The following is a 16,355-nucleotide window of genomic DNA, read 5'->3' as shown; positions in this document are numbered from 1 at the left end:
TAAAAAAAACTTTTTTTAATATACTGTGAATATAATTCATTCATATATTTTAATTTTATTAATTTTCTAAATATACATAAAAAAGTGTATATTAAAGATATTTACTTTCAAAAATAAAAAGAATATATCTACTATATAGAGAATGCCTATATAGTAGATATATTCTTTTTTTAAATTATATTTTTATAAATTAATTTGAATTTCCTAAAGTATTAAAATTAAATACATTTTATTTTGAGAAATCATCTTTGGATTAACTTAAATTTTCAATTCTTATAACACTTTTTATCTTGTCTACTACCTCTAAGTGTTTTATTTCTTCTATGGATTTATTTATATTTCCTTCCAAAGTATCATAAGTTACCAACACTATGGATACAAAATCTTCTTTTTTAGGTTTCTGTATAAAGGATAGAATACTTACCTTATTTTCTCCTAATATAGCAGTAATTTTTGCTAAAACTCCTGGTTTTTCTTTTACAGAAATTCTTAAATAATATTGAGATTTAATACTTTCTACTGGTGCTACCTCTTTATTATTATAGTTTTTATCTATTTGAGGCACACCTTCATTTCTTACAACAGATATTATATCGCCAACCACTGCACTACCTGTAGGAAGTTCTCCTGCTCCTCTTCCATAAAGCATTAAATCGCCAACTGCATTACCTTTAATAAAAATTGAATTAAAAGAATCATTAACATTGGCCAAAGGATGAATTGATGGTATCATTGTAGGATGAACCCTAAGTTCAAGCTTTTCATTAACTTCTTTAACTATAGCTAATAGTTTTATAACATATCCCAATTCCTTTGCATATTCTATATCCTTTGCTTTTATCTTAGTTATACCTTCTACATATATATCTTCTACATCTACATTTGTTTCAAAGGCTAAAGTAGTTAAAATAGCTAATTTATAAACTGCATCATATCCTTCTACATCAGAAGTTGGATCTGCTTCTGCATATCCCTTTTGCTGTGCTTCTTTAAGTGCCTCTTGAAAGCTCATACCTTCTAAAGTCATTTTAGTTAGTATATAATTTGTAGTCCCATTAATTATACCTACAATTTCCTCTATTTTATTTGCAGTTAAACTTTCATTTATACTATTTATTACAGGAATTCCTCCAGCTACACTAGCCTCAAAATTCACAATTACCCCCTGTTTTTCAGCCTCTTTAAAAATTTCTTTACCATTAGTTGCAATAAGCATCTTATTAGCAGTTATAACATGCTTTTTATTCCTTATAGATCTTAGTATATATTCTTTAGCAGGCTCTAGCCCACCTATAACCTCTACTACAATTTTTATACTATCATCATTAAATATTTCTTCCACATCTGTAGTTAATAATTCTTTAGGTACTTCTATTCCTCTTTGTTTATTTATATCTTTTACCAATATTTTTGATATTTCTATATCATAACCGGCTCTTTTAATTATAGCTTCTTTGTTTGTCTTTAATATATTCCAAACACCTTTACCTACATTTCCTAATCCTAATAACGCAATTTTAACTTTTTCCACAATTTTTGCCCCCTTTTTTTTGCAAACAGCTTTCTAATTTTTAAATTCTTTTTTCAATCTACTCTTAAATTAAAAATCCTTTTAAATCACATATTTTCCCTTATACAAAATATCAAATAATTTCTATTTTAAAATTGATTTTATTTTGAAAATTACTTTTCTACATTTAACTTTATTACCATGTTTCTCAAAACTATATCAATTTATAAATTATTTATAATAAAAACTTTTAAAAATATCATACATAATATAAGAGTTTAACTTTATAGAACTTAAAGCTTTTTAAAATTAATAATATTATTAATACTGATATAATAAGTTTTTCTAACATTTCTACATAAATTTATAAAACTAATTTATAAAAGCTTTATATATGCCCCTTACAGCCTTTTCAAAATCATCATTTTCCACACCCACAATAATATTTATTTCACTAGAGCCTTGATTAATCATTCTTATATTTACATCGGCTTCTAAAAGTCCTTTAAATATCTTTGCAGATATTCCCTTAGTTCTATTCATTCCATTCCCCACTGTGGCAATCAGCGCCATATTAACATGAACTTCTAAAGAATCTGGGTTGCACTGTCTTTTAATTTCCTCTAGTATAATATCTAACTTATTACCAAGCTGACTATCTTCTATTACTAATGATACAGAATCTATACCTGAAGGAATATTTTCAAAGGCTACTCCATTTTCTTCTAATATAGATAAAAGTTTTCTACAAAATCCTAATTCTGAATTCATAAGCATTTTGTGTATAGCTATAACTGTAAATCCTTTTTTACCTGCTATGCCTGTAATAGATCCAGTATAATTTAAAGCTTTATCATCATCCACAATTAATGTACCTTTATCCTCTGGTTTATTTGTATTCTTTATATTTATAGGAATTTTTACATCTCTTACAGGAAATATGCTCTCTTCATGAAGGACCTTTGCCCCCATATAAGAAAGTTCTCTAAGTTCCTTATAACTTATTATCTCTATAGGTTTCGGATTATCTATAATATTAGGGTCCGCAACTAAAAACCCTGAAACATCTGTCCAATTTTCATAAAGACAAGCATCCACAGCTCTAGCTACTATAGCTCCTGTTACATCAGAACCACCTCTTGAAAAAGTCTTTATAGTTCCATTAGGTAGTGATCCATAAAAACCTGGTATAACAGCTTTTTTTACGTTCTTAATTTTTTCTTTTATTGCTTTTTCTGTTTTTTCTAAATCTAAACTTCCATATTTTTTGAAATGTATAATATCGGCTGCATCTATAAATTCATAATTAAAATAATCAGCTAAAATTAATCCGTTTAAATATTCCCCTCTACTAGCTGCAAAATCTCTTGAAGCACCTGCTTCAATTTCCCCCTTTATTTCTTCTAATTTATTTTTTATATCTACTTTAACCTGTAGTTTCTTTGCCAAATTTAAATATCTTTCCTCTATATGTATAAATACATCATCAAAAGATATACCACTTTCTCTATGTGCATGACATAAATATAAAAGATCTGTTATTTTATAATCCTTTTTAAATCTTTTACCTGGTGCTGAAGGTACTATATATTTCCTGTTTTCATTATCATAAACTATATTTTTTACCTTTCTAAACTGTTCACTGTTTGAAAGCGAACTTCCTCCAAACTTAGCTACAACTACTTTTTCCATTTTATTTTAAGCCCCCTATATATGAATTAGTGAGTAGTGGATGGTGGCTAGTAAATAGAATATTAAAACTTATTTTACCACCTAGTACCAACTACTAAGTATAATTTAAAAATTTTATGTTATTTTTGCAACTACTAACACTATATTTTTCTTTTAAAATTATAAATATTGCAATTATTGTGCTTAAAAGTACTTAATTTCTTTTTTAAATTTATTTACTTTAACACTAATTATTGTTTATTATAGTTCCTATATTATCTATCTTAAGTTCCCTAACTTCCCACTTATTTTTTAAAGTATCTAGAAAAACTTTAATATTTTTTGAAAAATAATTTTCCTCTTCTTTAATCATAACCATAATTGTTGGACCTGCTCCACTTAAAAATACCCCTAAGGAATTTAGTTTTTCACACTGTTTTTTTATTGAATAAAAATTTTCTATAAGTTTTGCTCTATAATCCTGATGTAATTTATCCTTACAAGCATATTTTATTAAATGAAAATCACCATTGTTCAATGCGGATACCATAAGTGCAGTTCTTCCTACATTAAATATTCCATCTTTATAATCTATACTTTTAGGAAGCACTGTCCTTGCCTTCTCTGTAGATAAAGTAAAATCTGGTATAAGTGCACAAAACTTAATCCCTTCACTTACCTTTACTTTACTATAAATTATCTCCTTATTATCAGATATGGAAACAGTCATCCCCCCACAAAAGGCTGGATTTACATTGTCTGGATGGCCCTCCACTTCCACTGCTAAATCTAAAAGTTCTTTTTTATTTAAAACCCTACCAGCTAATTCATTGGCAGAAACTATACCTCCTACCACACAGGCAGCACTACTTCCAAGACCCCGAGATACAGGTATATCACTTTCCATTTTTATCCTTAACCCAGTAGGTTTGTATCCAATTTTATCAAAACACTTTTTCATAGCTACATATATTAAGTTGTCCTCATTTTTAAATTTGTCCTCACAGCCTTCAAAAATAAGTCCCTCTTTAATTTCTTCTACAAAGAATTTATTATACATATTTACTGCTACACCTAAACAATCAAAACCTGGTCCTATATTTGCACTTGTAGCAGGTACTCTAACTTCTATCATTTTAATCACCTATATCCCTAAAAAATTTTTAATTACTTTTTCCATTTCATCCTTTTTACAAGTGACCTTATGACAAATTTCTTTTTCCTCTAGTCCTTCTAATCCTTTAGGCAACTTTAAATTTAATTTATCTGAAAATAAATTAACTAATTCAAAATCTGAGGCACTATCATTTCCTATATTTAATACTTCATTTATACTCCTTGGAAATTTAAATGGGCTTGCAGTGGATGCTATTATAGTAATCCTATGGTCTCCTGTTTTATTTTTATATTTTTCATAAACCTCATATGCTACTGCAGTATGAGTATCTATAAGATAATCAGAACTTTCATAAACCTTTTTAATAGTTTTAAGTGTATCATCTTCACTTGCAAAATCTCCATATAATATATCTAATCTTTTCTTCATTTCCTCTGTTATCTCATATTTACCCTTTTCTTTAAGTTCTGTCATAAGATTTCTTACAAGACGTGAATCTCTTCCACTTATTTCATACAAGAATCTTTCCAAATTACTAGATATTAGAATATCCATAGAAGGAGAGTTAGTCACAGAAAAATTTCTTCTTCTATTGTAGATTCTAGTATTTATAAAGTCTGTTAACACTTTATTTTCATTGGATGCACAAATTAATTTTCCAACTGGTATTCCCATATTCTTGGCATAAAAAGCCGCTAGAATGTTACCAAAATTTCCTGTAGGAACAACTATATTTATACTTTCTCCTTCCCCTACTTTTTTATCTTTAAGTAGGTTTACATAAGAATAAACATAATATACTATTTGAGGCACTAGTCTTCCTATATTTATAGAATTGGCAGAGGAAAAGATATAACCATTTTCATTCAGTAACTCATTAAATTCCCTATGGCTAAATATTTCCTTAACTCCACTTTGAGCATCATCAAAATTTCCCTCTATACCTACTACAAAAGTATTTTTTCCCTCTTGTGTAATCATTTGTCTTCTTTGAATTTCACTTACCCCATTTTTAGGATAAAACACTACTATTTTTGTGCCCTCTACACTATCAAAACCCTCTAGGGCAGCCTTTCCAGTGTCTCCTGAAGTAGCTGTTAATATAACTATGTCTTTAGTTATATTCATCTTTTTTGCTGAGGTTTTTAAAAGGTGAGGAAGTATACTTAAGGCCATATCCTTAAAAGCTAATGTTTTACCATGATAAAGCTCTAAAAAATATGCTCCTGCCTTATAATTTAATGGTGCTATAAGAGGATTTTCAAACTTACTATTATAGGCTCTATTTATACATTCCTTAAGTTCCTCTTCATTAAAATCATCAAAATATTTTTTCATAATATAAAATGCTAATTCTTTATAATTCATGTTTCCTAATTCTTTAAAACTCTTATCTATTTTAGGAAACTCTTGTGGTACATATAACCCTCCATCTTCAGCTATTCCTCTAATTATTGCCTCTGATGCTTTAACATTTTTTCCTTCTCCTCTGGTACTTTTATAAAACAAATTATTAGCCCCCTTTTAATGAAATATATCTTAATATGCTTTATTCCATTTTCTATTTTTTCCTGTTTTGTTAATATTAAAGTTATAACATATATATTATATTGTCTTTGATATAAAGTCAAGTGTTTTTATATAAAATACATTTTTTTAAATTTACTTATAATTTATTAAATATATAAAAAATAAAAAGTGTAGCTATTTTTAATAACCACACTTCTTCATATTATTATTCCTAATTTATTATTGTTGTATTACAAGTAATTCCCAAAACTCCATATCAATTATCATGTCTATAGCAAGTGGTTGTGAAACCACCAAATACACCAATGAAAAGATGGGAGTAGAAAAACTAGCTCTAAATATGTTTGATATTGATAAAACACCAGATCAATCACAAATTAGTGAATTAATTAGACGATTTGATTCTGATAGTATACATCAAGTAACAGATATTAATCATCATCTTTTTATGGAGATTAGAAAATGTTGAAAATCTCTCTTCAATTCCTAAACTAAAGTTCATTACTAAAGGATACTATACTATTAAAGCTAGTAATCCTGCAAAACATTACCTTATTCAAAATATACTCACGCCGATAATGCTGCTTGGATATATGAACTTCCTCAAAGCAAATGAGATATTGTCCAAAATAGGAGGCATCACATATAAATTTTCTTTTTCATATATTCTATTATAACTTATAGTATCACTATTTTATAACTCTTTTACGGATAAAAAAGCACAATGACTTTTTACATCACTGTGCGCTCTCTTAAATCTTATTTTTATATTGTTACCATTCCAGAGTAAACCTCCCCTTTTGTATTATAAGTAACATTAAACACCATATCTGAAAGCCATTGATTGAAGGATGAATTATCGTTAAATTGTTTGAAAATTTCCATATTGTTATACATCAAAGAAATCATAACTTTATTTAATGCTTTTTGACTTTCAATTTTAGCGTTTTGTTTATCAGAATTTTTCATGGCATTTTGATACTCTTTATCTTTTGCCACCATTTCTGGTATCCTTGCAATCTGTTTTTTTACACCCTCCTCATTCTCCCAAGGTATACTCCCAAAAAGTTCATGAAAATTTGACAATCTATTGCTTAATAAATCCAGCTTAGGTTCCTTTACACCTCTATGATTTGAGGTAACAACAGGATTTATTTCGTAGCTTTCTTTATCTTCAAGTACTATTGAGATAGTAGCTTGTGCTTCTGCCCTATAACTATCTAAATCTATTGATTCTAGTATTCCTTTTGAATCATCTTCCTCCTTTTGGGATGTAGGAAGTTTAGGTATTAGCATATTTAAAAATATACATAACTTTTCCCATTCTGAATTGCCATAAGGTAGAATAGAAGCTAAAAATCCATAGTTTCTTATAAAAGCTTTAGCCTTACTTCTAAAATTAACTTGTTCATCTTCATCTAAATCTTCCTTATAAGTTTTAACACAAACATCAAGAAGTGGATCAAGTTGCTCTTTACCTGCACCATTTAAATAAAGATATACTATGGTTTTTACATGATACTCACTAAAAACTTCATATTTTTTAATCTCTCTTTTTATTTCATTAAGTTTACTTGGGTCTGTTTCATCAGATAAAATAGTTGTTTGATAATATTTTGAGAAAGCTTCCTTTATTGCATTTATGTCATTTGCAAAGTCCCAAATAAAAGTATCATGTTTTTGAGGATGAGCTCTATTTAATCTTGATAAAGTCTGCACTGCATTAATATCTGTTATGACTTTATCCACATACATTGTATGAAGCAAGGGTTCATCGTAACCCGTTTGAAATTTGTTAGCAACTACTAAAATTCTATAAGGATGATGTCTTAGCTTCATTTCAATTTCATTACTTGGAAATCCATTAATACTACTTTCGCTAAGCCTTTCACCACCAAATTCATACTCACCGGAGAACGCTACAATTGCTTTATAAGGAGTTTTTCTTTTTACTAGATAATCTGAAATAGCATAATAGTATCTAATGGCCTTTTCTTTGCTCCCTGTAACTACCATAGCACGAGCTTTTCCTCCTACTTTCCCCTTTGCTATAACTTGATTAAGAAAATGGTCAATCATAATTTCAGCTTTTAATTCTATAGCTTTTTCATTAGACTCAACATATCTACGCAGTTTGTTTTGAGTCTTCTTTTTATCAAATAAAGGATCATCTTCTATACTTTTTGCAAGTTTATAATAACTATTTATTGTTGTATAATTTTTAAGTACATCAATGATAAACCCTTCCTCTATTGCTTGTTTCATAGTATAAACATGAAAAGGTCTATGCTTTATCTTTCCATTATCCTTATAAGGAATTCCAAACATTTCCAAGGTTTTGTTTTTAGGTGTAGCTGTAAAAGCAAAATAGCTTGCATTAGTAAGCATTTTACGTCCTTCTAATATTTTAAGAATCTTGTCCTCATCACTCTCATCATACACTTCTGATAAAGTCATGTTCATCTTTGCAGACATATTTCCACTTTGACTTGAATGTGCTTCATCAATAATAATTCCAAAATTACTCTTTCTATGATCATTTCCTATACCATTAAGTATATAAGGAAATTTATGAACTGTAGTTATAATAATTTTTTTACCATTTTCAAGAAGTTTCCTTAAATCTCCAGAGCTATCTGCGTGACCTACAGTATTCCTCATTTGCACAAAACCTTTAATAGTATTTTTAATTTGTTTATCCAGGTTTATTCTATCTGTAACTATAATAATAGAATCAAATATATTTTTACCCCTTTTTTTTACATCCACAAGCTTATGTGAAAGCCATACTATAGAATTTGATTTTCCACTACCTACACTATGCTGAATTAAATATTTTTGCCCCATCCCCTTAGCTTTTACATCATTTAAAATAGCTTCCACAACTGAAAGCTGATGAAAACGAGGAAATACTTGCTTTCTATTTATCCTTTTCGTTTCTTCATCTTTTTCTTCAATTATTTGAGCATAATTCTCTATAATATTTGAAAGTTCATTTTTACTTAATATTTTTTTCCATAAATAATCTGTTTTTATACCATTAGGGTTAGGTGGATTTCCTGCGCCATTATTATATCCCTTGTTAAAGGGTGAAAATAAAGACTTTTTCCCATTTAATTTTGTACACATCTTAATTTCATTGTCATCCACTGCAAAATGGACCATACATCTTCCAAATCCAAATAAAGTCTCCTTTGGATTTCTATCTATTTTATATCTATATGCTGCATCACCTAAATTTTGTTTTGTTAAATTATTTTTAAACTCACAAGTTATTATAGGAAGTCCATTTATAAATATAACGCAATCTATAGCAAACTTTGTATTATCTCTTGAATACTTAAGCTGTCTTATAACACTAAAAATATTCTTAGAATACAATTCTGCTGCCTTAGAATTTTCTTCCGTTGGAATTAAATAATATAAATCTAAATTCACAGGATATATTTTAAATCCATTCCTAAGCACATTTATAATGCCATCTTTTGTAATTTTATCCTGTAATTTATTTAAAAACTTAACTTTATTCATCTCACTACTTAATACGCCTAAAATTTGAAGTTTTTCTGGTTGAGTCTCTTTTAAAAATTCAAATAATCTATTTTCATCAATTGCATACTCTTTATTATAATCAATATTTGTTCCTAATTCATAACCATTGTTACGCTGAAGATAATTCACAATAAGGGTTTCAAGCTTCTCTTCCTTTGTATTAGTATTACTTATCATTACAATTCGATCTCCTTTATATCTGCTTCCTCCCTATTATGAATTATTTCATCTTCTATTTCATGAGTAATATCCTCTTCTGGAATAAATTCATCTACTGGAATATTTCTAACATCAACTTTTCCTATAACTATGTCTGAAATAAGACGTATACCATATTCGGTAATGAGCGAAATTTCTTTATTAATATGTAAGATACTTTTATCAATTTTATCTGTTATTCTTATAATATAATCTACTATTTTTTTCTGTTCTTCTATAGGTGGAAGCATTGTATAAATATTTATAATCCTTTCTATAGCTAATCCAGGCTGAGCAGCAGATTGAGAATATTGATTTAGATTCATTGTTTCAATTAAATATTTGGCCCAATCCACATTAACATTTGAATTTGTTGTTACTACAACTGCATGTTCTGAAGCCCAAAACCTTCCTTTCACTAAATGAACATTACCACAGAGAGCTCCTTGTCTGCCTATAAGCAAATAATTACCATCATGTGTATATTTATCAAAATATCCCCTTAGTCCATTTCCTCCATAAACAGGATACTTTCCTTTCATATCAATTTGTGAAGAAGTTATACTATCTCCACTTTTAAATTTTCCTAAATGCTTTAATTTACACTTTATCCAATGGTTCGGGATCTCCTCTACCCACTGTATGCCACTTGGCTTCATTTCTGACTTATATCTAACTTTACATTCTCCATTTTCAATTTTTATTTTTCCTATTATTGCTTCATTTATAAATACTTTCTTTTGTTGTTTTAGTAAATCTATAATTTTTTTCTTTTCTTTTATAAATTTTCTTATCTTACTAAGCTTACAATCCAAATATTTGACTATTTGCTTTTGCTCTTCCATAGGTGGGTTAGGCATTTTTGTTCTTAAAAATGTCTCTATATGAATTACTTTTCTAAGTCCAGTATAAAGCGATCTAAGTTTTTTGCTATTATCTAGTGACAAATAATAATAATATAAATATTTTTCATTAATATTTTCTATTTTAAAAACATTATATGAACCAGTAATCATTCCCTTCATTGAGGATAAACCAACTGTTCGTGGAGTTTCATCCATATCAAATAAGCAAAACACTATATTATTTGGATTTACTACTTGATATGCCTCAAAGTCTTTCGGAAATTTTCCCTTTGCATTTTCTAAATCACGTGGTATTATTCCTCTTTTTGTTAATGACAAAAGAGTATATTTACTGTGATTTCGTCCTACTATTTCTTTTTCTACCTTCATTACATTTTTATTTCTTATCATGTTCCAATGCTTAGGTATATAATCTAACCATAATAACTCAGTCTTTTTATAATCTTCGTAAGGTCTAAGTTCATTATGAATCTGTAATTTTTGATTTTTCATTGAACTTAACCTCCTATAATCTCATTTAAAAGTCCATCGGTTTCCGATTCAAGTATCTTAATATCTGCCTTTATTTCATTAAGATCTCTTAGCTTAATTGGCTTGTAAAAGTATTTTGAAAAACTTATTTTATAGCCTATTTGAGTTTTACTTTTATCTATCCAAGCATCTTTATTAAAAGGTAACACTTCATCTTTAAAGAATTTTTCGATACCACCTTCATGTAATAATGGTATCTCCTCTGTATCTCTTAAATTACTATCTGCTTCATATTCTACAATATGGTATTCATCTTCAATATTTTCATTAAATAATCCATACAAAGGATTTTTTTCTACTTTTCCTGGTTTGATTATTCTCTTTATTACCTTTTCTGCTACTTCATCAACCTTTGCCAGATTATTTTTAACAAGCTTTAATCTCTTTGAAGACAGCTTAATATTTAAATTTGAAGCTATTTTTTTTAGTTCATCTAAGAACAGATTATAATTCGTTAGTTTTTTATGTTGAAATTTATCTCCTAAAGTATAAATTATATCCATGAGTTCTGTATCTTTTTGTTCTTCACATATTTTACTGAATTCTTCTATGTTTTCTTTAGATAAATCCACACTTAAACGTAGTGGCTTTTCAACGGTTATTTTCCAATAACCAAATTCCTTATTATCAAATATTTTTGATTTATCATTTTCTTCAAAATTTATAAGTATATCAGTTATTACTTTTCTTATTTCAGGTGTTAATTCACAATTTTTATTTCCTTGATTTTTTCTAAGAGGACTTTTTAGATCTGTAGCATCTATAAGTTGTACCTTTCCCATTCTATGTTTAGGTTTTCTATTAGCAACTACCCAAATAAATGTTGCAATACCAGTGTTATAGAACATATTTTCAGGCAATGCTATTATAGCTTCTAGCCAATCATTCTCTATAATATATCTTCTTAAATTACTTTCACCTTGTCCTGCATCCCCCGTGAATAAAGATGACCCATTATGTACTTCTACAATTCTACTTCCAAGCTCTGTGTTTTGTTTCATTTTACTTATTTTATTCGCTAAGAATAATAATTGTCCATCACTAGAACGAGGAATCATTTTAAAATCGGATTCGTTATTATGCGTTACTGCAAAACGAGGATCTGTAATATGTTCTTTTCCACCTAATTTATTTAAGTCTGTTTTCCAGCTCTTACCATAAGGTGGATTTGAAAGCATAAAATCAAAATTTGTAGTTGAAAATTTATCATTAGATAAGGTAGATCCATAGGCAATATTATCAGCCTGCTTACCTTCACCCTTTAGCAGCATATCTGCTTTAGTTATAGCATAAGTTTCTGGGTTGATCTCTTGCCCATATAAATTTATAGAAATTTGTTTATTATTCTCCTTTGCAAGTTCTTGTAGTCTTTTTTCTGCAATAGTAAGCATTCCACCAGTACCACAAGCACCATCATATACAAGATAAGAACCATCTTTTATTTTATCTACCACCGGTAAAAAAGTTATGTCTGCCATAAGTTCAACAACATGTCGAGGAGTGAAATGTTCTCCTGCCTGTTCATTATTTTCTTCATTGAATTTATGGATAAGTTCTTCAAAAATACTACCCATAGTATGATTCTCAAGAGCCGGTAATTTAACTTCTCCATTATCGTCAAGAACTGGTTCTACACTTAAATTTATACGAGGATCAACAAATTTTTCAATTACTGATCCTAATATATCAGCTTCAATCATTGTATCTATTTGGTTTCTAAATTTAAATTTTTCAAGTATTTCTTGAACATTAGGTGAAAAACCATCTAAATATGTAATAAAATCTAGCTTTAATTGTTGTTGCTTTACCCTTGATTTTAAATCTTTAAGCATGAAAGGTGATGTATTACAAAAGGCTTGCCCTGCCACACTACAAAGTGCTGAAGTTTGATTTACTATACCTGCTTTATCTAATTTTTTTTTCATTTGTAATACTGCTTCTTTTGTTGGTTCAAGAACAGCATCAAGCCTTCTAATTACAGTCATAGGTAAAATTACATCTCTATATTTACCACGAACATATACATCACGCAAGCAATCATCTGCAATACTCCATATAAAGTTTACTATTTGATTATCCATGTATTTTTCCTCCAATATATATAATATATATTATAAATTTTCTTCTAAATTAAAATAATAATTGTATCAGCTCATCACAATTCCTCTTATATTATGAACTTATTTTTTGGGTTCCATAAAATTTGAGAAAGTAGCTATTTAACAACAACTTATGAAAATACCTATAAAAGTTATATAGATTTCCACTATACCTTTTCGAAATTCCCATAAAAAACTATAGATATTTTTATATAACTTTTCGACAAACATATAAAAAACTATAGATATTTCCACTATAGTTTTTCGAAAAATCCATATTTATTTCACCATAAAATTTATTCTCCCCATACTCTGTATACATATTTATATATATATTATATAATATCATAAATTTTGTACAAGTACTCTAAATAATATGAAATAAATATCTAATAATATTAATAAATTAGAAATATGCAATTTCATGGTAGAATATTAAAAAAAGTATTATTTTTTTACAGTTATACTAAACTCACCAAAGTAGTCAGGACCACTAATAAAACCAGCGGTATTCAAAACACAAAAAACCAACATAGTTAGTTCACATAAGTAAACTAATTATGTTGGCTATATCTAGCTAAATAAATCATTATTTTCTATCCATTCCACCAAGCAATTATTAAATTATCTACTATATATCATTAACCTTTTTCATATTAACCTATATCTGGCAAAATAAATACTTATCTTCCATATACATTATTAACACTATTTATAATATATCATCTTTCATAATCGTTTTCAATATTTTTTAGCACTAACGTTCAACATTTAGAAATACTATTGACAAAATTAATATGAAAGTTTATGAAGATTATCCATTAATTTTATAATGAAAAAATTAGCAACCTTTGCTTTAGTATAAGTAGCACCAAATACATAGCAAGGAGGTTGCTAATTATTAATAAATATAATTATACTATGTTGTTTCAAAAATTTATAGAGTTAATCGATTGGAAATCCTTCAAAATAGCTCCTTATAAGTTAAATATCAATTATTTGACTATAGAAAATCATCTTAGAACTTTAATAGATTCTTCAACTATTAGTACGTGTATAGCTTAGCTTCGAAAGCTGGAATTAAAGTTCATACAAAATTTGATTTAGGAAAAGGTATTCCTGAAACAATAGTTGTGACTAATGCTAAATAATTTTAATATTTTATTACACATAATAAACCATAAAAACATATTAAATATCACATTATTATTCCTAATTTATTATAGTTTTATTACAAGTAATCTCTAAAAACTCCATATCATGAGTTACAATAAATATAATATGATTTTCCTTTGATAATTTTTTTATCATTTTACTAACTACCAACATATTTTCATAATCTAATCCGCTGGTTGGTTCGTCAAAAATCAAAATTTTTTTATCTGTTAAAAGTCCTGTAGCAATGGCTAAACGCTGTTTCTGTCCCCCGGATAATGCCATAGGATGATTGTCTTTGTAAATATGTAAATTAAATTTCTTTAAAATATCTAATATAACCTCTTCTCTTATTTCTTCTAATGATAGTGTACACTCATTCCATACACTTTCTGAAAACAATTGATGATTTACATCCTGCATAATCATATAGCAAGCTCTATTACGTTGTTTACCATTTAAACACTTTTCATTTAACTTTACAGTACCCTTACTTTCTTTTATTAACCCTGCAAGACAACGCATAAGAGTTGTTTTACCGGTGCCATTGTTACCTAAAATACCAATAACTTCTCCTTCATTTGCTGAAAAACTAATGTCTTGAAAAATAGGATTTTTCTTAATTGAATAGGAAAGACCTGAAACAACTAAATCAGCTTTATTTGATATTACACACTTAGAATGTTTTGTTTCTGTGTTTTTTATCATTCTTAATCCCATTTTTATTCTATCGTCATCTTTTAAAGCTAAAAATTCTTCTCTTTGAAAAATACGAACAATTTTACCCTTGTCCATATATACAGCCCTATCAATTATATCTGCAAGATAATAAAGACGATGATCTGCAATCACAATTGTTTTGCGAAGACTTTTGATTTTTTCTAGTTGTTTTTTTAATATTTGTATAGATTTTTGATCTAGATTAGCCGTTGGTTCATCCAATACGTAAACTTCTGGATTCACTGTATATATGGATGCAAAGGCAAGGGCCTGTTTTTCTCCACCGGACATAGTAAAAATATTTCTATTCACTAGTCTTTCTATCTGCAAATCATTAATAGTATCAGAAACCCTTTTCTTTATATATCCGGGTTCCCTTCCATCGTTTTCCAAACAAAAAGCTAACTCGCTATCAGAATCTATGTTAAAAAACTGAGATTTTGGATTTTGAAATACAGAACCTATTTTAGAGGATAACTGATACATTTTTGTATTTTCTACATCCATCCCAGCTGAAATAACTTTACCTTCAAACTCCCCTCTTATAAAATGTGGAATTAGTCCATTAATAATCTTTGTTATTGTGGTTTTACCGCATCCACTTTTCCCACATAGTAAAACACATTCTCCAGACTTTATATGAAGATTAATATTTTTTAATTGATACTCTTCTCCTTCTGAATATTTAAAAGAAACATTTTTGATATGTATCATATACTACCTCCTATTGCATCATTATGATTACTATAAAAATAATTCCAATCCCAAGGCATATATAATCTTGTATATGAAACCGTATATCAACAACACTAGTTTTAGGTGCTGGATTTTCAATACCTCTAGTAATAGCTGCAGCACTTAACTCTTCCGCAGTATTTGCAGCGGATATAAGCATAGGCACATACATACACTCCATTCTTCTTATAACACCTTTTATTTTCCTCATTTTCATTGCTTCTTTAATATGAGTTACTTCCTCTTTAATGGCTGGAAAATAGCGTATAGTAATGGATAGTGGAATGATTATTTTTTGTGGAACCTTCCATTTTTGTAATGACAAAATTATTAATCTTACTGGTATTGTTTTTATGATTAATCCTCCTATCATCATACATGGAAGTAGCTTCCTAGCATAAATAGCTAATACAGAAAACATAACAGCAAGAAAGGTGGGCATAACTGGAATTAAATAATATTGTATAAACAATAAGGCTCCATAAAATCCAATCCATTTTATAGAAGATTTTCCACAACCACACAATAATAACAATACTGAGATAGCCACTATTATTAATGTTTCCATATAAACAGAAGAATTTGCAAAAGCAACTATGTTTGCAATGAAAATAAGCATAATTTTGGTTCTTGGATCCATTTGCAAATTTTTTTTACTTTCCTTTGCCATT

10 protein-coding genes are annotated in these 16,355 nt (G+C 28.1%); 1 reads left to right on the top strand and 9 read right to left on the bottom strand.

What is annotated here, in order from left to right; all coding sequences use genetic code 11:
* Positions 1–253 precede the first annotated feature (253 nt).
* The 4 genes from ACYUDJ_RS01170 to thrC all read right to left on the bottom strand — a co-directional run bounded on the left by ACYUDJ_RS01170 (position 254) and on the right by thrC (position 5,807).
* Complete coding sequence (locus tag ACYUDJ_RS01170; protein ID WP_003486192.1) at positions 254–1,531, bottom strand: homoserine dehydrogenase; 1,278 nt, start codon at positions 1,529–1,531, stop codon at positions 254–256.
* Between the two features lie 351 nt (positions 1,532–1,882).
* Positions 1,883–3,202, bottom strand: a complete 1,320-nt coding sequence (locus tag ACYUDJ_RS01165; RefSeq protein WP_043031886.1) for an aspartate kinase — start codon at positions 3,200–3,202, stop codon at positions 1,883–1,885.
* Positions 3,203–3,428: 226 nt separating this feature from the next.
* The gene (gene thrB, locus ACYUDJ_RS01160; RefSeq protein WP_042385066.1) at positions 3,429–4,316 is read right to left on the bottom strand and encodes a homoserine kinase; all 888 of its coding nucleotides are present in this window, start codon (positions 4,314–4,316) and stop codon (positions 3,429–3,431) included.
* Positions 4,317–4,325: 9 nt separating this feature from the next.
* Entirely contained in the window at positions 4,326–5,807 is a 1,482-nt protein-coding gene (gene thrC / locus ACYUDJ_RS01155) for a threonine synthase (RefSeq protein WP_003486197.1), read from the bottom strand.
* Between the two features lie 286 nt (positions 5,808–6,093).
* Between thrC and ACYUDJ_RS01150 the strand changes: the two genes are divergently transcribed.
* Positions 6,094–6,297: a hypothetical protein gene (locus ACYUDJ_RS01150; RefSeq protein ID WP_003486199.1), complete on the top strand. Its 204-nt coding sequence runs from the start codon at positions 6,094–6,096 to the stop codon at positions 6,295–6,297.
* Positions 6,298–6,593: 296 nt separating this feature from the next.
* Here the strand turns inward: ACYUDJ_RS01150 and ACYUDJ_RS01145 are convergent, their stop codons facing one another.
* The 5 genes from ACYUDJ_RS01145 to ACYUDJ_RS01125 form a co-directional block, all read right to left on the bottom strand.
* Complete coding sequence (locus ACYUDJ_RS01145; RefSeq protein WP_003486201.1) at positions 6,594–9,557, bottom strand: type I restriction endonuclease subunit R; 2,964 nt, start codon at positions 9,555–9,557, stop codon at positions 6,594–6,596.
* Positions 9,557–10,936, bottom strand: coding sequence for a restriction endonuclease subunit S (locus ACYUDJ_RS01140; protein ID WP_003486203.1), 1,380 nt, complete (start codon positions 10,934–10,936; stop codon positions 9,557–9,559). Before ACYUDJ_RS01140 ends, ACYUDJ_RS01145 begins: the two co-directional genes overlap by 1 nt.
* A 5-nt stretch (positions 10,937–10,941) precedes the next feature.
* Complete coding sequence (locus tag ACYUDJ_RS01135; RefSeq protein WP_003486206.1) at positions 10,942–13,056, bottom strand: type I restriction-modification system subunit M; 2,115 nt, start codon at positions 13,054–13,056, stop codon at positions 10,942–10,944.
* A 1,230-nt stretch (positions 13,057–14,286) separates the two neighbouring features.
* A complete protein-coding gene (locus ACYUDJ_RS01130; RefSeq protein ID WP_043031885.1) occupies positions 14,287–15,663 on the bottom strand; it encodes an ABC transporter ATP-binding protein in 1,377 nt (458 codons plus the stop codon).
* 10 nt (positions 15,664–15,673) lie between these two features.
* Complete coding sequence (locus ACYUDJ_RS01125) at positions 15,674–16,354, bottom strand: energy-coupling factor transporter transmembrane component T (protein ID WP_043031884.1); 681 nt, start codon at positions 16,352–16,354, stop codon at positions 15,674–15,676.
* Between the last annotated feature and the right edge of the window lies 1 nt (position 16,355).

The sequence above is a fragment of the Clostridium sp. CTA-6 genome, assembly GCF_054768115.1.
Note: the sequence above shows the minus strand (reverse complement) of the source record. Positions and strands in the feature narration are given on the sequence as shown.